General features: G+C 53.8%; 17 protein-coding genes. 2 read left to right on the plus strand and 15 right to left on the minus strand.

Annotated elements, in window-relative coordinates:
* Positions 1–36: 36 nt before the first annotated feature.
* Genes KNP80_RS01420 through KNP80_RS01435 form a run of 4 tightly spaced genes read right to left on the minus strand, consistent with a single transcriptional unit; the run spans position 37 to position 3,207 of the window.
* Positions 37–1,194 carry a bifunctional cystathionine gamma-lyase/homocysteine desulfhydrase gene (locus tag KNP80_RS01420; protein ID WP_021065680.1) on the minus strand — a complete coding sequence of 386 codons (1,158 nt, stop codon included), beginning with the start codon at positions 1,192–1,194 and terminating at the stop codon, positions 37–39.
* Positions 1,160–2,098 (minus strand): PLP-dependent cysteine synthase family protein, encoded by a 939-nt coding sequence (locus KNP80_RS01425; protein WP_214831874.1) that lies wholly within the window; start codon positions 2,096–2,098, stop codon positions 1,160–1,162. The genes KNP80_RS01420 and KNP80_RS01425 overlap by 35 nt, the downstream gene beginning before the upstream one ends.
* Positions 2,099–2,566 (minus strand): S-ribosylhomocysteine lyase, encoded by a 468-nt coding sequence (locus KNP80_RS01430; protein ID WP_021065678.1) that lies wholly within the window; start codon positions 2,564–2,566, stop codon positions 2,099–2,101. It abuts the gene before it with no gap.
* A complete protein-coding gene (locus KNP80_RS01435) occupies positions 2,563–3,207 on the minus strand; it encodes a class I SAM-dependent methyltransferase (RefSeq protein ID WP_214833419.1) in 645 nt (214 codons plus the stop codon). Before KNP80_RS01435 ends, KNP80_RS01430 begins: the two co-directional genes overlap by 4 nt.
* Positions 3,208–3,546: 339 nt before the next feature.
* Here KNP80_RS01435 and KNP80_RS01440 point away from each other — a divergent pair, with 339 nt between their 5' ends.
* Positions 3,547–7,206 (plus strand): S8 family serine peptidase, encoded by a 3,660-nt coding sequence (locus tag KNP80_RS01440; RefSeq protein ID WP_214831876.1) that lies wholly within the window; start codon positions 3,547–3,549, stop codon positions 7,204–7,206.
* Between the two features lie 87 nt (positions 7,207–7,293).
* On the opposite strand, the gene KNP80_RS01445 is transcribed toward KNP80_RS01440, so the two are convergent.
* The 6 genes from KNP80_RS01445 to hrcA all read right to left on the minus strand — a co-directional run bounded on the left by KNP80_RS01445 (position 7,294) and on the right by hrcA (position 13,685).
* Positions 7,294–8,040 carry a 16S rRNA (uracil(1498)-N(3))-methyltransferase gene (locus KNP80_RS01445; protein WP_214831877.1) on the minus strand — a complete coding sequence of 249 codons (747 nt, stop codon included), beginning with the start codon at positions 8,038–8,040 and terminating at the stop codon, positions 7,294–7,296.
* A 3-nt stretch (positions 8,041–8,043) separates the two neighbouring features.
* A complete protein-coding gene (prmA, locus tag KNP80_RS01450; RefSeq protein WP_029595213.1) occupies positions 8,044–8,982 on the minus strand; it encodes a 50S ribosomal protein L11 methyltransferase in 939 nt (312 codons plus the stop codon).
* 18 nt (positions 8,983–9,000) lie between these two features.
* Positions 9,001–10,110 carry a molecular chaperone DnaJ gene (dnaJ, locus tag KNP80_RS01455; protein WP_214831878.1) on the minus strand — a complete coding sequence of 370 codons (1,110 nt, stop codon included), beginning with the start codon at positions 10,108–10,110 and terminating at the stop codon, positions 9,001–9,003.
* Positions 10,111–10,219: 109 nt separating this feature from the next.
* The gene (gene dnaK, locus KNP80_RS01460) at positions 10,220–12,043 is read right to left on the minus strand and encodes a molecular chaperone DnaK (RefSeq protein WP_214831879.1); all 1,824 of its coding nucleotides are present in this window, start codon (positions 12,041–12,043) and stop codon (positions 10,220–10,222) included.
* 29 nt (positions 12,044–12,072) lie between these two features.
* Positions 12,073–12,645 (minus strand): nucleotide exchange factor GrpE, encoded by a 573-nt coding sequence (grpE, locus tag KNP80_RS01465; protein ID WP_214831880.1) that lies wholly within the window; start codon positions 12,643–12,645, stop codon positions 12,073–12,075.
* 17 nt (positions 12,646–12,662) lie between these two features.
* Positions 12,663–13,685: a heat-inducible transcriptional repressor HrcA gene (gene hrcA, locus KNP80_RS01470; protein ID WP_214831881.1), complete on the minus strand. Its 1,023-nt coding sequence runs from the start codon at positions 13,683–13,685 to the stop codon at positions 12,663–12,665.
* A 191-nt stretch (positions 13,686–13,876) separates the two neighbouring features.
* Here hrcA and KNP80_RS01475 point away from each other — a divergent pair, with 191 nt between their 5' ends.
* Positions 13,877–14,482: a DUF1054 domain-containing protein gene (locus tag KNP80_RS01475; RefSeq protein WP_029595208.1), complete on the plus strand. Its 606-nt coding sequence runs from the start codon at positions 13,877–13,879 to the stop codon at positions 14,480–14,482.
* Positions 14,483–14,520: 38 nt separating this feature from the next.
* Here KNP80_RS01475 and hemW read toward each other — a convergent pair whose 3' ends face one another.
* The 5 genes from hemW to lepA form a co-directional block, all read right to left on the minus strand.
* The gene (gene hemW, locus KNP80_RS01480) at positions 14,521–15,690 is read right to left on the minus strand and encodes a radical SAM family heme chaperone HemW (RefSeq protein ID WP_214831883.1); all 1,170 of its coding nucleotides are present in this window, start codon (positions 15,688–15,690) and stop codon (positions 14,521–14,523) included.
* A gap of 65 nt (positions 15,691–15,755) precedes the next feature.
* Positions 15,756–16,940, minus strand: a complete 1,185-nt coding sequence (locus KNP80_RS01485; protein WP_214831885.1) for a DUF1015 domain-containing protein — start codon at positions 16,938–16,940, stop codon at positions 15,756–15,758.
* A 12-nt stretch (positions 16,941–16,952) separates the two neighbouring features.
* Positions 16,953–18,116, minus strand: a complete 1,164-nt coding sequence (locus tag KNP80_RS01490; RefSeq protein ID WP_214717448.1) for a 3-phosphoglycerate dehydrogenase family protein — start codon at positions 18,114–18,116, stop codon at positions 16,953–16,955.
* Positions 18,094–19,170 (minus strand): 3-phosphoserine/phosphohydroxythreonine transaminase, encoded by a 1,077-nt coding sequence (gene serC / locus KNP80_RS01495; protein ID WP_214831887.1) that lies wholly within the window; start codon positions 19,168–19,170, stop codon positions 18,094–18,096. Before serC ends, KNP80_RS01490 begins: the two co-directional genes overlap by 23 nt.
* Before the next feature lie 101 nt (positions 19,171–19,271).
* On the minus strand, positions 19,272–21,095 hold the full coding sequence (gene lepA, locus KNP80_RS01500) for a translation elongation factor 4 (RefSeq protein WP_214717459.1): 1,824 nt from the start codon (positions 21,093–21,095) through the stop codon (positions 19,272–19,274).
* Positions 21,096–21,268: the final 173 nt, after the last annotated feature.

Here is a 21,268-nt window from a genome sequence, read left to right on the forward strand (position 1 = left end):
GCACGCTCGCGAGCGCACCTCGTATCGCTATGCAACTTAGTTCGGAATCGTCGCCACGGTCGCGAGCGCCTGCTCCAAATCTTCAATCAAATCTTGTACATCTTCGAGGCCGACCGAGATGCGGACAAGTCCGTCCGTAATCCCGAGTTCGAGACGGCGTTCCGCAGGGATTGACGCATGCGTCATCCGAGCCGGGACGCTAATCAAGCTCTCGACCGCGCCAAGACTCTCGGCGAGCGTGAAGTACTTCGTCTTCGCGACGACGAGTTCGGCCGCCTCGGCTGAACCGACGTCGAAGGCGATCATTCCACCGAAACCACGTGCCTGCGACAAGTGGACCCGCTTCGCTTCTTCGCTACCGACACTCGGATGCAAGACACGGCTGACTGCTTCATGCTTCGTCAAGTAGTCGACGAGCGCGAGCGCGTTCGCTTCAATCGCTTCCATGCGGACCGCGAGCGTCTTGATGCCGCGAACAACGAGGAAACTGTCTTGTGGTCCGAGTACCGCGCCGACTGAGTTTTGAAGAAACGCCAAACGCTCTCCAAGCTCTTCCGTGCGGGCAACGACGAGACCGGCGACGACGTCGCTATGGCCGCCTAAATATTTTGTGGCGCTATGAAGCACGTAGTCTGCCCCCAATTCGATTGGGTTTTGGAAGTACGGTGTCATGAACGTGTTGTCGACGACGAACAGGACGTCCGCCTCGTCAGCGATGGCGCGGATGAGACGCATGTCCGTCACGTTCAACAACGGGTTCGTCGGTGTCTCGACGTAAATCATTTTCGTGTTCGGCTGGAGCGCTTCACGGACCGCTTGCGTATCGGCCGTATCGACAAAAGTTGCCTCCAAGCCAAGTGATTGAAATACTCGATTGAATACACGGTACGTTCCCCCATATACGTCAGAACCGACGATAACGTGGTCCCCTGATTTCATTAACATTAAAATCGTCGAGATGGCTGCCATCCCAGAACCGAACGCAAACCCGCTAGCACCGCCCTCGATATCGGCGATGAGCGTCTCAAGTGCCGTCCGTGTCGGGTTGGCCGTCCGGGAATATTCATACCCTTCGCGGAGATTGCCGATGCCGTCTTGCTTATACGTGCTCGTCTGATAAATCGGTGGTGTGACGGCTCCCGTCAACGGGTCCGTTGTTTTACCGCCGTGAATGAGTGCTGTTTTTGTACGCATATTCTGCCTCCTTGACTATTCCTTGACTTAAATAACGTTCGACGCTGTCCGGTAAAATCGTCACGATGACGCCTTCTGTCATCTGGGCCGCTTCTTTTACGCATGCCGCGATGGCCGCTCCGGATGAACTTCCGACGAGCAAACCTTCTTGTTTGGCGAGGTGGGCGACATAATAGAACGCCTCTTCGTCCGTAATCGTGTAAATCCCGTCGACGAGGTCGCGCGGCAAGAACGCCGGCCACGCCTCGACGCCGATGCCTTCTGTCTTGTGCGGTCCTGGTGCTCCACCGTTTAAAATCGACCCTTCCGGCTCGACGACGATCGTCTTCGTCCCGTTCGGCCGCAACTTGCTCGCGACACCTGTAAACGTCCCCCCTGAGCCGGCCCCGGCGATGAACACATCGATGTTCGGCAGGTCGGCCTGAAGCTCGAGCGCGAGCGTGTCGACGTATGCGTCCGGATTATCCGGATTCGAGAACTGTTCCGGCACATAGGCGTCATGTTCGATGGCAAGCTCTTTCGCCCGCGCGATGGCACCTTTCATCCCGAGCTCCGTCGGCGTGTTGACGACGGTCGCCCCGAGGAGCGCCATGAGCGCTTGCTTCTCTTGACTGAACTTCTCCGGAGTGACGGTCATCAACTTGATGCCGTGACGTTGACAGGCGAGCGCGAGCCCGATTCCGGTGTTCCCGGCCGTCGGTTCGACGACCGTTCCCCCGCGTTCAAGTTGTCCACGTTCAAGCGCCCGTTCAATCAATTGCAGACCGAGCCGATCCTTGACACTTCCGCCCGGGTTCATCATCTCGAGCTTGCCGTACACTTTGACACCAGGAGGAACCGGTAACGTCCGCAATTCGAGAAGAGGCGTCTCCCCGATCAATTCATAGACGCTTTGGACAATCATTTACGCTTCGTCCTTGAAGATGATGTGCCACTCGTCACGCTTAGCAAGCATGTCGGCCGCGAGCTTCTTCGCGCCCTCGAAATCGTGATGGTTCGCGCTCCCGCATTGAATCGGGTTTTGCGCTGGAAGTTCTGTCGCATTCGCTGCGTCGCGGAGTGTCGCTTCAACGAGGTCGAGCATCGCTTCGTAATCCCCGTCGTTCAACATCGTCCAATAGAAGCCTGTCTGGCAACCCATCGGCGAGACGTCGATGATTTGATTCGAGTGGCTACGGCTGTTTTCAGCAATCAAGTGCTCGAGCGAATGGACGGCGCGCATCGGCATAAGCCCTTCGTTCGGTTGAATAAAGCGAATGTCATATTTATAAATCGTATCGGCCGTCCCTTTCTTCACTCCAGCTAAACGGACGTAAGGCGCTTGTACTTTTGTATGGTCTAAATTAAAGCTTTCGACTTTATAACTTTTCATGATTGAGTTCCTCCTGATTGTTTCGTGGCCACGACGAGCCAGACGAATTTATTTTTTTGCGTGAGCGTAACCGTATAGCCGTTTGCTTCGAGCATCGCTTGAATCGTCTGGGTATATGGATAAAACTCTCGATTCAAATCCTCGAGTAAATCGGTATAGCCGTTCGCTTCGGCCCAGTCCAAGATGTCCCGTTTCGCTGTTTGCGAGGCGAACATCGTATCGAGCAAGACGAAGCGCGGGGCGTCGAGGTGTTCGACGTAACTTCGAATCGCCGTCTGTTTCTCATCATCCGTCAAATGATGGAACGCATAGGATGACACGATTGTATCGACCTGTTGATCCGTCGGATAGTTGAGAAAGTCACCGTCGACGATATCGAGCTGTAACTTCTCGGCCGCGACGGCCCGCATTTCCGGAGACGGTTCGACCGAAATCAATTCGTGGCGCTCCAAGATTTTTGCACTCAAGTTCCCTGTCCCGCTTCCGAATTCCATGACCCGGCCTTCTAATTGGTTGACGACCTCGTTGAGCATCGTCTCGTACCCGGCGAACACTTCACGATACTGTTCGTCATGTCCGGTCACGGTCGCGTCATATTCTGACGCCCATTCCTTAAAAATGTCCATGAATTGTAATCCCATGTTGTCACCCCATCATCTTTATTCCGACTATATCGATAAGTTTTATATGATTTATCTACTACAGACTGTATCAACTTTAGATTAAAATCTCAAGCGAATTGCCCATATTGTTTGAGAGAGATGAATTATTTATTGTTAATCCGATGAAAGAGTCAGGAAATGAGAAAAGACCTATCCACATTTTAACGTGGATAGGTCCAAAGTAATTGTCAGAATCTTTTAATTTGTTCAAATTCATTACCCTATCGTTTAAAAAATAGGAAGAATTTTGGTTTGAAATCCGCTATCATTTTCCACAAATGGATTTATTTTTTCAAAAAACGATTGGAGGATACTAAATTGCCACAACCGAAATTTTATTTGAACGTCTCCCTCGCGACTTGCCTCGCGTTGACGCCCGGCCTACTCGGCCTCGGCGCAGAACCTGTCCTAGCCAAGCCATCCGTCAAACAGAGCGTGAGCTCGACCGACAAGCATGAGAAATTACGCGTCGTCGTCGAACTCGTCGGGGCCCCGGCCATCGAACAAGCCAAGAAAAAAGGTAAAAAATTCAACGAGTTGACGAAAACGGAGAAAGACGGTGCTCAAAAGCTCGTCAAAGCCGAACAGAAGAAAGCGAAAACTGCGATCTCAAAAAAAGGCGTCAAAGCCGTGACGCTCGAAGAGTTCACGACCGTCTTCAACGGTTTCAGTACGATGCTCACAGCGACCGATGTCAAAAAGGTCGAGGCGTTGCCTGAAGTCGCAAGCGTCCACGTCGTCAACGAGTACGAACGTCCAGAAGTCAAACCGGACATGGTCACGAGTAACGGCATGGTCCAATCACAGCAGACGTGGGGCGATTACGGGTTCACGGGTGAAGGGACGATCGTCGCTGTCATCGATACAGGTGTCGACGCCGACCACCGCGATTTCCGTCTCACTGATGACTCAAAGGCCGAATTATCTCAAACAGAAGTCGAGACGGCCGTCAGCACGTTCGGTATGCCTGGAGCTTACATAAACGAGAAAGTCCCATACGCCTATAACTATTATGATGAGAACGATGATATCCGTGACGATTCACCTGGTGCCTCGATGCACGGGATGCACGTCTCGGGTACGGTCGCTGCCAACGGGGATGAAGCGGCCGGTGGCTTGAAAGGTGTCGCTCCTGAGGCACAAGTGCTCGGGCTCAAAGTATTCAGTAACGATCCGAACTACGCTTCGACATATGGCGATATTTACATCAAAGCCATCGATGATGCCATCAAACTCGGTGCGGACGTCATCAATATGAGTCTCGGCTCAACGGCCGGATTCGTCGATGCCGACTCACCGGAGCAACAAGCCGTCCAACGCGCCGTCGATAACGGTGTCTTCATGTCAATCTCGGCTGGAAACTCGGCCTACTTCGGCAATGGGTATGACCTGCCTTATGCCAATAACCCGGACACGGGCGTCGTCGGTGCCCCGAGTGTCAGCTCGGCGTCGACATCTGTCGCTTCGCTCGAGAACGATCAAATTCAATTGGACGCGTTCTCGGTCAAGTCGGGTGACGCCACAGACAAAATCGGTTGGAAAAAACAAGACGGTCCCGCTTTCACACAAGGCAACTACGACCTCGTCTACGTCGGCGACGGCCAACCGAGCCAATACGTCGGAAAAGACGTCAAAGGAAAAATTGTCCTCGCGGTCCGCGATGGCGGTTACTTCTATTCAAACATTCAACAGACAGCCGAAGCGAACGGCGCGGCTGGCGTCATCGTCCGCGGAGCCGTCGGTCACGGCGATTATGTGAGCATGGCACTGGCCAACCCAAAAATCCCGATGGCCTCGCTCAGCATCAAAGACGGGAACACGTTGCAACAACGTCTCCTCGCTGGTGAACAGATGACGATCGGCTTTGCCGGCGATCGCCTCAGCGTTGTCAACGGTGCGGCCGGTCAGCTCTCGAACTTCACGTCGTGGGGCATGACACCAAACCTCGACTTCAAGCCAGAGATTTCAGCACCGGGCGGACAGATCTTCTCGACGTTGAACGATAACCAGTACGGCTTGATGAGCGGTACATCGATGGCCGCCCCACACGTGGCCGGCGGAGCCGCCCTCGTCCTCGAGCGCGTCGACCGCGACTTCAGTTTGACGGGCACGGCACGTGTCACGATGGCGAAGAACTTGCTCATCAACACGTCGAAAGCGGTCACGGATATCGGACCGCTTAACAAACAGTTGCAACAGAACCTTCCGTACACGCCGCGTCGTGGTGGAGCCGGTCTCATGCAATTGCACGCTGCCGTCTCGACACCGGCGATCGCATACGAGAAGAAGACGAAAGAAGCTAAAGTCGCGCTCAAGGAATTGAACCGCAGCAAAGCGACGTTCACGCTTGTCGTCGAGAACTTGTCGGACAAGGCCGTATTGTATAACGTATCTTCGTCACTCCAGACCGACCTCGCCATCGAGCAGACGGCCGGACTCGTTCAGAACGCGATGGAAGCCCAAGCGCTCGAGAATGCAAAAGTGACGGTCAACGGTAAGAAAGTCAGTACGGTCAAAGTAAAACCGAACGCAAAAGTAGAGCTCAAAGTCGCACTCGACGTCTCGAAAGCGAAAGTGCTCAATCCGAAAACGCTCGACGGTCTCGTACCGGCGAAAGACGTCTTCGAGAACGGTTACTTCGTTGATGGATTCGTCCGCTTGACGGACGTCAACGGTGCTGAGGGCAACCCGTCACTCGTCGTACCGTTCGTCGGTTTCGAAGGAGACTGGGGCAAGGCGCCAATCTTCGATGCCTCGATCTATGAAGACGGCTCGTTCTACGAAGTGTCAGGTATGGTCGATCAGACAGGGAACTATCTCGGTTCGAGCCTCGACGAATCGGTCTCTGCCGACGCGATCGCCTTCTCACCAGACAAAGACGGTTCAAAAGATGTTGCCGCACCGGTGTTCTCGTTGCTCCGTAACGCCAAGGACGTCAAGTATCGCATCGTCGACGAGGCCGGTAATGTCGTCCGGACGTTGTTCCAAGATGAAGAGCTTCGTAAAAACTACTTTGACGGCGGTGCCAACACGCCTTATTACTACTCGGCCGCTTACACATGGGATGGTCAGTTGAACGGCAAACCAGCCCCGGCCGGCAAATACTTCTATGAAATCGAAGGCAGCATCGATTACATGAAGAAACAAGCACAGACGCTTCGCTTCCCGGTCAAAGTCGATTACACGGATCCGACGTTCACGACGAAATGGCAAGGGGACAGCTTGGCGGTCCAAGCGAAAGATGAATTCTCTGGAATCCATTCGGTCGAGTACTTCTTGAACGGGAAATCTGTCGCCAAGCAAGCTGATGGCAAAGCCTATACGTTCACAGGCGTCAGTGAAGCCGATCAAGTCAGTGTTCGCGTCGTCGACCACGCCGGCAACAGCACGACGAAGACGGTCGCTTACTCGACAGACGCGGATAAGCCGGGCGTATTCGTGAACGCCCCGCTCGCTTTGACGCCATACGCGACATCGGTCGTCCCGGTCGCTGGAACGATTCAAGACGCATCTGCGATCCAGTCGTTCCAAGTCGACGGTGTTGACGTGCCGCTCACATGGGACGATGCGAAGAAAGAACACGTCTTCAACACGACGCGGACGTTCGCGGACGGTGTCCATAAGTTGCGGTTCGTCGCGGAAGATGCGGCAGGCAACGTCGCCAACTTCCAACGCGCGATTTTCGTGGATACGACACCAGCCAGCATCGAACTTGGAAAACTGCCGAAAAAGATCGGTAAAAAACAAACGTCGGTCGACGTCGCTGTGACGGTGAAAGACAACTTCGACGAAGTGAAACTCGTCGTCAACGGTGACTTGAAATTCAGCCAGGCGCTGAAAGCCCCGTATGAGATGCGTTCATTCGCGAAAACACAGACGGTCACACTTCCTGTGACGTCAGGTGAGAACACGTTCACGTTCGAGGCGACCGACCTCGCCGGTAACGTGACGACGAAGACGATCACACTCGTCAAATAATAATTCGACAGGCTCGCGCCCAAATCGCGAGCCTGTTTTTTCTAGGTACAAAAACGGCTCCCGCATCCGCGAGAGCCGTTTGATGTGTTAATTCAATTCGAGCGCATAAGAGACAGCGGCGAGCGCATAGAGCGGCGCGGTCTCCGAACGCAAGATGCGTGGTCCGAAAGCACAGGCCTGTGCCCCGCGTTCCGTCCACTCATTCACTTCACTTTCGTCAAAGCCGCCTTCCGGCCCGACGATGAGCAGGAGCTTCACCCCAGGTCGAAGTGCTTTCAACACCGTCGCAAACGCTGCTTGCTCCCCTTGCTTCGCTTGTTCTTCATAGGCGATGACGACGGCATCGAACGAATCGATGCGGTCCGTCAGTTCCCGTGGTCTGATGTGTTGGCACATCGGAACGACGGCGCGGTACGACTGTTCTGCCGCTTCCTGCATGATTTTCTGGAGCCGTTCGACTTTTTTCGGTGCCTTTTTGGCGTCCCATTTGGCGACCGAGCGCTTCGATTCGAACACCCAGAAGTGATGCATGCCGAGCTCAGTCCCTTTTTGGGCGACGAGTTCGATTTTATCGCCTTTCGGAAGCGCATAGGCGAGCGTCACGTCGACGGGAAGTTCGGTCGTCGCTTGACGGCGTTCGAGCACCCGGGCCGTGCCCGTCTTCTTCTCGAGCGTCACGACCTCAGCCTCATATTCGAGGCCGGTACCGTCTAAAAGCACCATGCGATAACCGGGCGTCTCCCGGAGCACTGTCCCGATATGATGGACGACGTCGGCCGGTAAGGTGGCCGTGTCATTAACAAATGACTCACGCGGTAAAAAGTATCGTTGCATGGCTCATCCTTTCTTCGCGATGATGGCGACCCAGTCTTCCATGACCCGTGTCTCTTCAATCGCGAATCCGGACGCCTTGAGCGCCTCTGTCACCTCGGCCCGCTTCTGTCCGATAATACCCGACGTGATGAAGTAGCCGCCCGGTTTGACGCGCGCATATGCATCATCGATGAACAGCATGATGACGTCGGCCAAAATATTGGCGACGACGAGGTCATACTCCCCCGTCATCCCTTTCAACAAGTCACCCGTCTTCACGTCGATGACGTTGCCGACACCGTTCGTCTCGACGTTTTGACGCGCCGATTCGACGGCGACCGCATCCAAATCGAGTGCCTCGACCCGTTCGGCGCCAAGCTTCGCAGCAGCGATGGCGAGGACACCTGAACCCGTGCCGACATCAATCAATCGGTCACCCGGTCGGATATAGTTCTCGATCGCCTGAATGCAGAGCATCGTCGTCGGATGCGTCCCCGTCCCGAACGCCATCCCCGGATCGAGCAAGATGACGTTCTCTTCCGGTTGTGGCTCGTAATCTTCCCAAAGCGGAACGATCGTCAAATGTTGTGAGATTTTGACGGGCTTGTAGTACTGCTTCCACGAATGGGCCCAGTCCTCTTCGTCCATCTCGACGACCGTCACGTCGCCGGTGCCGATATCGAGCACATGACGCAAGCCATCCACTTCTTTTTTGAACGCAGCGAGCGTGTCTTGAAAATCACCTGAGGCCGGTACGTATGCTTTCACATAAACACCGGACGTCGGATACGATTCGCGGCCCGACACGTCCCAAATCTCGCCGAAATGGTCTTCGGCCATCATCTGGTCGTAATCTTCGACGTCCTCGATGACGACCCCTTGTGCCCCCACTTCATGTAGTAAATTCGATACGGCTTCGACTGCCTGCTGTGTCGTGTGAACACAAATTTCAGACCATTTCATTGTTTGAACACGCTCCTTTTACTGACTAAAAAACTTCTTCATTTTTTGGAACAGGCCGTGTTGTTCTTCGACGCCTGCTTCTCCGCTAATCTCTTCGAATTCACGGAGCAATTCTTTTTGACGGTCGGTCATGTTCGTCGGCGTCATGACGACGATATTGACGTACTGGTCGCCGTTGCCGCCGCCGCGGACGCTCGGCATCCCTTTGCCGCGCAACCGGAATTTCGACCCGGTCTGCGTGCCGGCTGGTACTTTTAGGCTCACCTTGCCGTGGACGGTTGGCACTTCTAGCTCGGCACCGAGTGCTGCTTGTGCGTATGTGACCGGCATCTCCATCGTGATGTGTTGGTCGACCCGTTCAAAGATCTCGTGGGCCCGGACGCGGACGACGATGTATAGGTCACCGGCTGGCCCGCCGTTATAACCTGGGCCGCCTTTACCGGAGAGACGGATTTGTTGGCCGTTGTCAATCCCGGCTGGAATCTTGACTTCGACTTGCTTCTGTTTCTTGACGTGGCCAGAACCATGGCACGTTTCACATTTTTCTTTGATCGTCTTCCCGCTGCCGTGACATTGGCTACACGTCCGCTGGTTGACCATCCGCCCGAGAATCGTGTTCTGTTCAACCGTCTCGACGCCGCTACCGCCACAACGGCCACACGTCTCTGGTTTCGTCCCTGGTTTGGCACCGCTGCCCATGCACGTGTCGCATTCGACTTCAATCTCAAGGTCGATTGTTTCCGTCTTACCGGTCACGCTCTCCATGAAATCGAGATCGACGACGTATTGATAATCTTCGCCGCGACGTGGAGCGTTCGGGTCTTGACGACGTCCCCCACCGCCACCGAAGAACATGTCAAAGATGTCACCGAAGCCACCTTGGAAGTCGCCACCGCCACCGAATTGGCTGGCCCCTTCAAAACCGAAGCGGTCATACTGGGCCCGTTTCTGCTCGTCTGACAGCACTTCATACGCTTCTCCGAGCTCTTTAAATTTATCGGCCGCATCCGGCTCTTGGTTGATGTCTGGGTGATATTGTCGTGCGAGCTTACGATACGCCCGCTTGATGTCTTGTGCCGAGGCCGATTTATCCAGGCCAAGCACTTCATAATAATCTCGTTTCGCCACGTTACTCTCTCCTCTACACTGTCTAAACTAAGATTCTACCGAATCTACCTTAACATGGAAAGAGCCAAAGCAGAAACCTGCTTTGGCGCTCTCCTATCTATCGGTTGCCTTATTTACGATCGTCGAGGTCTTCAAACTCCGCGTCGACGACGTTGTCGTCTTTCGCTTCCGTCTGTGTCTCGGCACCTTCAGCACCTTGCTCTTCAGCCATGTTCGCATATACTTTTTGCGTCAATTCTTGAACGACGTTTGACAATTCGTCTTTCGCCGTACGGATTGCTTCGAGGTCTGTGCCTTCGAGTGCTGACTTGGCTTTTTCTTTCGCCGCTTCAGCACGTTCTTTGTCAGCCGCATCGACTTTGTCGCCAAGGTCTTTGATCGCTTTGTCTGTCGCGAAGACGAGTTGGTCCGTTTCGTTGCGGAGTTCGGCTTCTTCTTTACGCTGTTTGTCCGCTTCTGCGTTCGCTTCCGCTTCTTTTACCATGCGCTCGATTTCAGCCTCATCGATACCTGAAGACGATTGGATCGTAATCGACTGCTCTTTGTTCGTACCGAGGTCTTTCGCCGATACGTGAACGATTCCGTTCGCATCGATGTCGAATTTGACTTCGATTTGCGGCACACCGCGTGGTGCCGGCGGGATGTCCGTCAATTGGAAGCGGCCGAGCGTCTTGTTATCCGGCGCCATCGGGCGTTCCCCTTGGAGGACGTGGATGTCTACGGCCGGCTGGTTGTCAGCTGCCGTCGAGAAGACTTGTGATTTCGAAGTCGGGATCGTCGTGTTACGGTCAATCAACTTCGTCATCACGCCACCCATCGTCTCGATACCGAGCGAGAGCGGAGTCACGTCGAGAAGGACGACGTCTTTGACGTCACCAGCGAGGACGCCACCTTGGATGGCGGCACCGAGGGCGACGACTTCATCCGGGTTCACGCCTTTGAACGGCTCTTTCTTCGTGAAGTCGTGAATCGCTTTTTGAACCGCTGGGATACGTGTCGAACCACCGACGAGGATGATCTTGTCGAGGTCAGACGGTGTAAGACCTGAGTCTTTCAACGCGCGGCGTGTCGGCTCCATCGTGCGCTCGACAAGGTCGGCTGTCAACTCTTCGAATTTCGCACGTGTGAGTGTCGTTTCAAGGTGAAGCGGACCAGCTGCTCCGGCCGTGATGAACGGAAGGCTGATGTGCGCGCTCGTCACACCTGAAAGATCTTTCTTCGCTTTCTCGGCTGCATCTTTCAAACGTTGAAGCGCCATCTTGTCTTGAGCGAGGTCGATGCCGTTCTCTTTTTTGAATTCAGCTACGAGATAGTCGATAACTTTTTGGTCAAAGTCGTCACCACCGAGACGGTTGTCCCCTGCTGTTGCGACAACTTCGAAGACGCCGTCGCCAAGTTCGAGAATCGAGACGTCGAACGTACCGCCACCGAGGTCATAAATCAAGATCGTGTGGTCTTCACCTTTATCGAGACCGTAAGCGAGTGCAGCTGCCGTCGGCTCGTTGATGATTCGTTTGACGTCGAGACCGGCGATTTTCCCTGCGTCTTTCGTCGCTTGACGCTCCGCATCGTTGAAGTAGGCAGGTACAGTGATGACTGCTTCCGTCACCGTTTCACCGAGGTAGTCTTCTGCATCTTTTTTCAATTTCTGCAAAATGATTGCCGAGATCTCTTGCGGCGTGAATTTCTTGCCGTCAACTTCGACCGTATGCGACGTTCCCATGTGACGCTTAATCGATTGAATCGTGTTCGGGTTCGTGATCGCTTGACGTTTCGCTACTTCCCCGACTTGACGCTCTTCGCCTTTGAATGCGACGACAGATGGTGTCGTACGGTTCCCTTCTGCGTTCGAGATGACGACTGCTTCGCCACCTTCCATGACTGCCACACATGAGTTCGTTGTACCTAAGTCAATTCCGATAATTTTACCCATTGTCTATTCCTCCATCTAATTAAGTAATGTTATTCTGAGACTTTTACCATGCTCGGACGAATGACGCGTCCGTGCATCGTGTACCCTTTTTGAAGCTCCATCGTCACGATGCCCGATTCGAACTCATCGCTCGGCTCTTGCATGACCGCTTGATGATAGTTCGGGTCGAACGGTTGACCAACCGCTTCAATCACTTCGACGTTCTCACCGTTCAAGACGTCGAGTAACTGGCGGTGAATCATGTCGACGCCCGCTTGAATCTGCTTGGCGTCGTCCGAAGTCGCCTCGACTTGGAGCGCGCGCTCGAAGTTATCGATGAGCGGAATCAACTTCTCGACGACCGTCTGTGACGCGAACTTCACGCGTTTCGCGTTCTCTTCGTTCGTCCGACGACGGAAGTTGTCAAAGTCCGCACGGATGCGGAGCTCGCTCGCTTTGAGTGCGTCGATTTCTTTTTGTAAATCCGTCCCTTCAGAAGTTTCTTCCACAATCTCAACATTTGAAACCTCTTCTGCTTCGACAGCCTCTGTCTGTTTCGGATCAAAATCTTTTTCTTCGAGCACTTCTTCTGGTTCAGGCCCGTTTTGTTTGTCAGTTGTCATAATGAGGCTCCTTTCCATCACTCTTCTAATTTCGTTCGCCTTAACGCCTCAATGATTTGTCCCATCATTTGGACACCGTGTCGATAGTCCATCCGGGTCGGTCCAATCATGGCGATTGTCCCGAACGTCTTCCCGTCGAGCGTATAGTCGGACGTGATGACGCTACAATTTTGAAGCGCGACGATGCCATTCTCGCTACCAATGCTCACATAAATCTCGCGGTTTGGCAACGATTCGAGCCAGTCGGTCAACCGTTCCTGTTCATCGATCCATTCGAGGAACGGACGCAACGTGTCGAGCGTCTGAAACTCAGGTTGGTTGAAGATGTTCTTCTTCCCCCCTAGATATAGCGAAGCAGGATGTTGGACTTCGAAGGTCGATTGAATGAGTTGCATCATGAACTCAAATTGTTCCTGGTGCGCGAGTCGAAGTTTGGCCACTTCTTCCCCGATTCGGAACTTTAGCTGACCGAGTGGAGTCCCTTTGAGACGATCGTTCAAGAAACGAATCGTCTGTTCGACCAAGTCAGGCGCCATCGGAGAGTCGAATACAACCGTCCGATGTTCGACGTGGGCTTGATCGGTCACAATCAAGACGACGCCTCGCCGTTCGTCGAGCGGCATCAAGTCGATTCGGGCCAGGCGATTCATCTGGCTGTTCGGACCGAGTGCCACCGTCGTATAGTTGGTCAAATCAGAGAGCAGGTCAGCGGCTTGACGGATGAGCACTTCCGACTCTTGGGCCGAAGCGCGCAGTCGTTCACCGAGACGATACGTCTCGCGCTCGTCGATGATTTTCGTCTCGACGAGATGGTCGACATAATACCGATAGCCGATTTCAGACGGGATTCGTCCAGCCGACGTATGCGGCTTTTCAATCAAACCCATGTCTTCTAAATCGGCCATGTCGTTACGGATTGTCGCCGAACTGAATGATAAGTCATCCCGCTTCGATAACGTCCGCGACCCGACCGGTTGGGCCGTCTGAATATAATCATCGATGATCGCTCGTAAAATGAGCAATTGTCTCTCTGTCAGCACAACATCACTCCTCTCTGAAGGATTGGACTCGCTTTATTAGCACTCATATTTACTGAGTGCTAATCACACTTCAAATATAATCATGTTCTCCTTATTTGTCAATTCATTTGGCTCATTTTTTCCAGTCCGTTCAAGCGTTCGGATATGCATGTTTCGTCAACATTCGGTATGATACGAAATGAGGTGATTAGATGTTTACAACACAACAATTCGACGTATTCACGCAAGACGGACTCGACGCCCGGATGGCCGGGATCCGCTCAGAGATTCAACCGCTGTTTCACCGGATTTATGACGAGGTCGGGCCTCAGCTCGAAGCCGACGTCGGCATCCCGCTCTATTTACATGTCGCCAAGCATGCCCGCCGGACGGTCAATCCGCCGAAGGACACGTGGATGGCGATCTGCCATGACAAACGCGGCTATAAGAAACATCCCCATTTCCAGGTCGGCTTATTCGACGACCGCGTCTTCGTCTGGCTCGCCTTCATCTATGAGATGCCGAACAAGGAAGCAATCGGCCGCCGACTTATGGCACTCGACTTCAAATCGGATTTCCCTGACTTCCATATCGCCGGGGACCATATGAAGAAAGACGCGTTTTTAATCGAGGATATGTCGTCCGAATCGATTGAGACGATGACGGAACGCTTCGCGACCGTGAAAAAAGCTGACTTCTTAATCGGCCGCCAACTTCCGGCCGATGCGTCGATTCTTCAAAACGAAGCCGCCTTCTTGGCGCTCGTCGAGGATACGTTCAGCCGGCTCATGCCGATTTATCGTGACCTCGTCTTATAAACAATCAAGGGCGGACCCAAGTCGGGTCCGCCCTATTTTTATGATAATGAAGGTTGATCGTGAGCGTCATTCACACGCGCTTCACCGATGAAGGCCGCGAACGCCTCATTGGCGAGCGGGAGTCCCGACTCGGTCAAGCGGACGTGTGTGTCCGTCGTCTCAATCAACCGCTTCGCCTCGAGCTCCGTCAAGACGTGCCCGAACACCGAACGCATCGATACACCGTACTTCGACTCGAACGTCGCAAACGACACGCCTTGGCGCATCCGAAGTCCGAGGAACAGCTCTTCTTCCATCTTCTCGAACGTCTCGAGCGTCGTCGTATTGCGGACCGGTAACCCCTCCGCTTTGATATAGTGCGGAATCGGGGCGATGTTCGCCCGACGTTCCCCGTTCAAATAACTGTGTGCGCCGGCGCCGAAGCCGTAATACTCTTCGTTGCGCCAGTACACTTGGTTATGACGGCTCTCCCGTCCTTCAAGGCTATAGTTTGAAATCTCATATTGTTTCAATCCACGCCGTTCGAGCGTCTCCATCACTTTTAAATACATCGCGACTTCGATATCTTCGCCCGGAAGGCGCAGCTTCCCTTTTCGCTCTTGAATCGCGAACACGGTGTGCGGCTCGAGAATCAACGAATAGGAAGACACGTGTTGAATCGGGAGCTCGAACGCTAAGTTGAGGTCGCGCTCAATCTGCTCGAGCGTCTGTTCCGGCAAACCGAACATCAAGTCAATCGAGATGTTATCGAATCGCTTCGCAGCTTCCGTCACGGTCGCAAACACGTCATCGGCCCGGTGCGTCCGTCCGATGCGCTCGAGTCCGCCGTCGTCGAACGTTTGGACGCCGAAACTGACGCGGTTGACCCCTCCTTGCTTCATCGTGTCGAGTTTCTCCGCACTGACGAAGTTCGGGTTCGCCTCGACCGAATACTCCAAATTCGGAGACGCGAGCGGGAGCAGATGACGTGCGACCATGTCCATGAGTCGTTTCATCTGCGCCTCATTGAGCGCCGTCGGTGTCCCACCGCCGATAAAGATCGTCTCGATCGTATCGGTCGGGTATTGTTCGAGCGAGAGGATGATTTCCCGTTCAAGTGCATCTAAATAGTCATCAACCGGTTGGTTCTTTAAGAACACCTTGTTGAAATCACAGTAATAACAAATATGTTCACAAAATGGAATGTGAAGATATACGGCTTTAGCCATGGCGGCCACCCCTTTCTTCTCTTCCATTTATAACGCTTTTCACGCCGAGACGCCACTCTGCACGTTCAATCGAACCGATGAATGAACAGACCGCTCTTCAGTTTCGGTTCGAACCACGTCGATTTTGGCGGCATTTGACCGTTCTCGTCGGCGACGCGCATCAGCTCTTCCATCGCTGTGGCGTAGCACGTCAATACGACGACGTCATCACGTTCAGCCAAGTCGGCGAGTCGTTTCGGTGCGTCCTTGCCGCCGATGAAATCGATTCGATGATCAGTGCGAACGTCCGTGACGTGAAAATATGGTTCGAGCACATCCCGTTGCAACGTCGCGACATCGAGTATCGTCGTCGTCTGTCGTTTTTTGAGCACGTGATGTTCACCGCGATACGACAAGCCGAACGTGCCTCGTTCATTCGGCACTTGCAACTCAGCCACTGGTTCGATGTCATATGAGAAAGCGAGACCATCGAGTAGCGCCATCACTTCTTCCGGGGCCACTTGATTCAAAATCCGGTGATACGGTAAAATCGTCAGCTCATCACTCGGGAACAAGACGCCGAGGAAGTGGTCCCGCTCTTGTTTCGATTCCCCTTCATGAATCGGGCTCCGTGCGACGACGGCTGCGGCTTTGGCCCGGTGATGCCCATCGGCGATATAGATAGCCGGAATGCTGGCCCCGAGAATGATGATGCGTGCTTGATGCTTGGATGGCACGGCATAGCCTTCATGGATGACACCTTCACTGTCCGTGAAGGCAAACAACGCCTCTCCTGTCGTCGCGTCGTCCAAGATGCGACGCAACCCTTCGTCCGGCGCGTGGCTCATCAAAATCGGGCCCGTGTGCGCTTTCGTCGCCGATACGTGCTCGACGCGTTCGCGTTCTTTCGCGGCACGGGTGTGCTCATGAATCTTGATGCGACCGGCCTCATAATCGGTCATCGAGAATGTGGCGACGAGCCCTGTCTGGATACGCCCTTGATCGGTGAGCCGGTAAACATAAAACCCGTGAGTCCGTTCGGTCAACTCGCTCTCATAAAGCCGTTCGAGCTCATGACGGGCCCGTTGTCCCCACGCTTCGAGCGGCATGTCCGCCGTGAACACTTCTGGTTTATCGACCGTAAGGAACGAGTCGGGACGCAGTTTGACGTCCTCACGTGCTTGTTCGACGCTGACGATATCGTACGGGTCGGCGGCGACGTTCTCGGGATGGGTTGGCATGTATGGGGCAAATGGTTTGAATACGACCATGATCATTCCTCCTTAAAATTCGCGGACGCGCATGACGCCCTCGATGTCGTACAAGGCGTTCACAGATAGCGTCTCATGTTTATGGTTGTCGATGTCGATTAACGTATAGGCCACGTCGTTGCGGCTCCGGTTGACCATGTTGTCGATATTGATTCCGTTCTCGGCGAGCCGGCTCGCGATTTGACCGACCATGTTCGGGACGTTCAAATGGAGCACGGCCAAACGCCGCTTGCCGACATAAGGGAGCTCCGTGTTCGGGAAATTGGCCGAGTTTCGGATGCTACCGGTCTCGAGATACAGTTTGAGCGTATCGACGGCTTGGATTGCACAGTTCACCTCAGACTCGTGGGTCGAGGCGCCGAGATGCGGAAACGCGACGACTTGCGGATGTCCAAGCAGCACTTGTTTCGGGAAGTCGGTGATGTATGTCGCCACGTTGTCATCGAGCGCTTCTAACAAATCGGCGTCATTCACGAGTTCACCCCGCGCGAAATTCAAAACGGTAGCGCCCGGTTTCATCTGCTTGAACCATGTCGCATCAATCATGTGGCGCGTGTCATCCGTGAGCGGCATATGAATCGTCAGGATGTCGACGTCGGCGAGCAACTCGCTCAACTGCTTCGCCCGTTTTACTTGTTGTGAGATATTCCAGGCCCCGTCGACCGATAAGTGCGGGTCGTACCCGATGACGTCGATGCCGAGATGGAGCAAATCGTTCGCGAGTGACGCCCCGATTGCACCGAGACCGACGATGCCGACGCGCTTGCCTCGCAGTTCGGATCCGACGAAACGCCGTTTCTGTTGTTCCATGGCTTCTTCGAGCGATGTCTGATCGGCAAACGTGTGATTGTTGACCCAGTTCGCCCCTTCCAAAATCGGACGGACCGATAACAGCATGCTGGCGAGCACGAGTTCTTTGACCGCGTTCGCATTCGCGCCCGGCGTATGGAACACGACGACCCCTTGACGGGCGAGCCGGTCGAGCGGGATATTGTTCACGCCGGCACCGGCCCGGGCGATGGCGAGCAAGTAAGGCGGGATGTCCGCCTGATGGACGTCATGGCTCCGAATGACCCAGGCGTCCGCTTGTTCGGCGTCATTGACGGCATACTCGTTCGGCTTGAAACGCCGTAACCCGTCTTCTGCGATTTGATTATACGTTTTTATATGAAACATCTTGTCCCTCCTGTTCAAACTCATGCATCACATCGATGAGACGCTTCACGCCTTCGAGCGGCATCGCGTTGTATAGACTGGCTCGCAGGCCGCCGACCGAACGGTGACCCCCGAGCTCGATTAACCCGCGTGCCTCGGCGAATCGTTGAAACGCCCGGTCCGTCTCGGCATCCCCGGTCGTGAACGGGATGTTCGTCAGCGACCGCTGCTTGCCCGAGACGACGGCATGAAACAGTGGCGATGCATCCAAGGCGTCGTAAAATAGACCACTCTTCTCGACGTTGCGACGTTCCATCGCCTCGACCCCGCCTTCTCCCTCGACCCAGGCGAGCACGCGCTCGGCGACGTATAGATTGAACGTCGATGGCGTGTTGAGCAGCGTATCAACGTGCTTGCTATACGCGAGGTATGACGGCAAGTCACGGTCGACAATCAAATCGCGACGGATGATGACGAGCGTCAATCCAGCCGGCCCGATATTTTTTTGGGCACCGGCATATAATAACCCATAGCGCTTGACGTCAATCGCTTCCGCCAAGATGTTCGACGAGACGTCGGCGACGATCGGGACTCCCGTGTCCGGCAGTTCCGTATAGCGCGTCCCTTCAATCGTGTTGTTCAACGTCACATGAAGATAGTCGACGTCTGAAATCGTCTTCGGCCATGCGGGAAGGTCTCGATACTTGACCGCTGCCGAACTGCCGGCGACGACGACGTCACCGTAGTGTTTCGCATCAGCAATCGCCTTTTTCGACCAAATCCCGCTGTCGAGATAGACGAAGCGCCCCGACTCGCGCAGGTTCATCGGCACCATCGAGAATTGTAGGGTGGCACCGCCTTGTAGAAACAGGACGGCATAGTCGTCAGGAATCTGCATCAACCGCCGCAGTCTCGCCTCGAGCTGCTCGACGATTGTGGCGAACGTGTCGGAACGGTGACTCATCTCGACGATGGACACCCCTTGTTTATAGGAAAGAAACTCGGCTTGCACTTCACGTAAGACCGGTTCCGGCAAGACGCCCGGCCCGGCTGAAAAATTATAGATCACTGCCACTCCTCCTCTATTTCTCTGTAAGTACGTACTATTCCGTGCCTGATGTGCCGAATCCTGCCAAATGACAAAAATCGCCCTTATCCGGAGATAAGGGCGAACGATTATTCTTCGTCCATCGACAAGACGGACATGAACGCTTCTTGCGGCACTTCGACGGAACCAACCATCTTCATGCGCTTTTTACCTTCTTTTTGCTTCTCGAGCAATTTACGTTTCCGCGAGATGTCACCACCGTAACATTTGGCGAGAACGTTCTTACGGAGTGCCTTAATTGTCGAGCGGGCCACAATCTTCGTTCCGACTGCTGCTTGAATCGGCACTTCGAACTGCATCCGCGGGATGAGTGCTTTCAGCTTCTCAACGATGACTTTCCCACGTTCGTAGGCGAAATCACGGTGCACGATGAAGCTCAAGGCATCGACGAGCTCGTTGTTGAGGAGGATATCCATCTTGACGAGTCGCGACGGACGATAGCCGATCAAATCGTAATCAAGCGACGCATACCCTTTCGTGCTCGACTTCAACTGGTCGAAGAAGTCGTAGACGATCTCACTGAGCGGGATGTCGTACGTGATTTTGACGCGGGTCGTGTCGATATACTGCATATCGATGAAGCTACCGCGTTTCTTCTGACAGAGCTCCATGATGGCACCGACATAATCGTTCGGTGTCATGATGGCCGCTTTGACGTATGGCTCTTCAATCGATTCAATTTTTTGCTGTTCTGGCATCTTCGATGGGTTGTCGACGTGGATGACGTCCCCTGCTGTCGTCGTGACGTGATAGATAACCGACGGTGCCGTCGTAATCAAATCAATGCCGAATTCGCGCTCGATTCGCTCTTGAATGATTTCCATGTGGAGCATGCCGAGGAATCCGCTCCGGAATCCGAATCCGAGTGCCTGTGACGTCTCCGGCTCGAACTCGAGCGCCGCGTCCGACAACTGAAGCCGTTCAAGCGCTTCACGCAAATCGTTGTACTTCGCCGCGTCAATCGGATAGAGACCGCAGTATACCATCGGGTTCATCTTCCGGTAACCCGGGAGTTGTTCCGTCGAAGGGTTTTTGGCGAGTGTGATCGTATCACCGACACGAACGTCGCCGACCGTTTTAATCGACGCCGAGAGCGTCCCAACGTCGCCGACATTCAATTCTTTCACCGATAACGGTTTCGGTGTCGAGACGCCGAGGTCCGTGACTTCAAACGATTTACCCGTCGACATCATTTGTACCTTATCTCCGACTTTGACCGAACCATTGACGATTCGAATCGAAGCGACGACGCCGCGATAAGCGTCATAATACGAGTCGAAAATCAACGCCTGAAGTGGCGCTGACGGATCTCCCGTCGGTGCTGGTACGAGTTCGACGATCTGTTCGAGAATCTCTTCAATCCCGATTCCCGCTTTGGCCGAAGCCGGTACGGCATCACTCGCATCCAGACCGATGACGTCCTCAATCTCTTGACGGACGCGTTCGACGTCCGCAGATGGCAAGTCGATCTTGTTAATGACCGGGATGATTTCAAGGTCGTTATCAAGCGCGAGATAAACGTTCGCGAGCGTCTGGGCCTCGATGCCTTGCGCCGCATCGACGACGAGGACAGCCCCTTCACATGCTGCGAGTGAACGTGACACTTCATACGTGAAGTCGACGTGTCCCGGTGTATCGATCAAGTGAAGGATGTACTCTTCTCCGTCTTTTGCGGTATAGTTCAATTTAACGGCGTTCAACTTGATTGTAATCCCACGTTCCCGTTCGAGATCCATCGCATCGAGCGTCTGTTCTTTCATTTCACGCGCCGTGAGCGCACCAGTTCTTTCGAGAATCCGGTCAGCGAGCGTCGACTTCCCATGATCGATGTGAGCGATGATAGAAAAGTTCCGAATCTTCTTCTGACGATTCTCTAATTCTTGTTTATTCATATATGGGTTCACCTATCCTTCTCATGCATACCGTGTCATTATATCAAAATCCTAAGTTAATGTGTACGACCTACTTCAACAATACCACATATAGTTTTCAGAATAATCATCAAGTGGTTGCTTTTCGAATAAGCGTTTGCTACAATTGTGCTTGTTCTGTTGAATGATTACTT

This window comes from Exiguobacterium sp. E4787 (assembly GCF_018618375.1).
Lineage (GTDB): Bacteria > Bacillota > Bacilli > Exiguobacteriales > Exiguobacteriaceae > Exiguobacterium > Exiguobacterium chiriqhucha.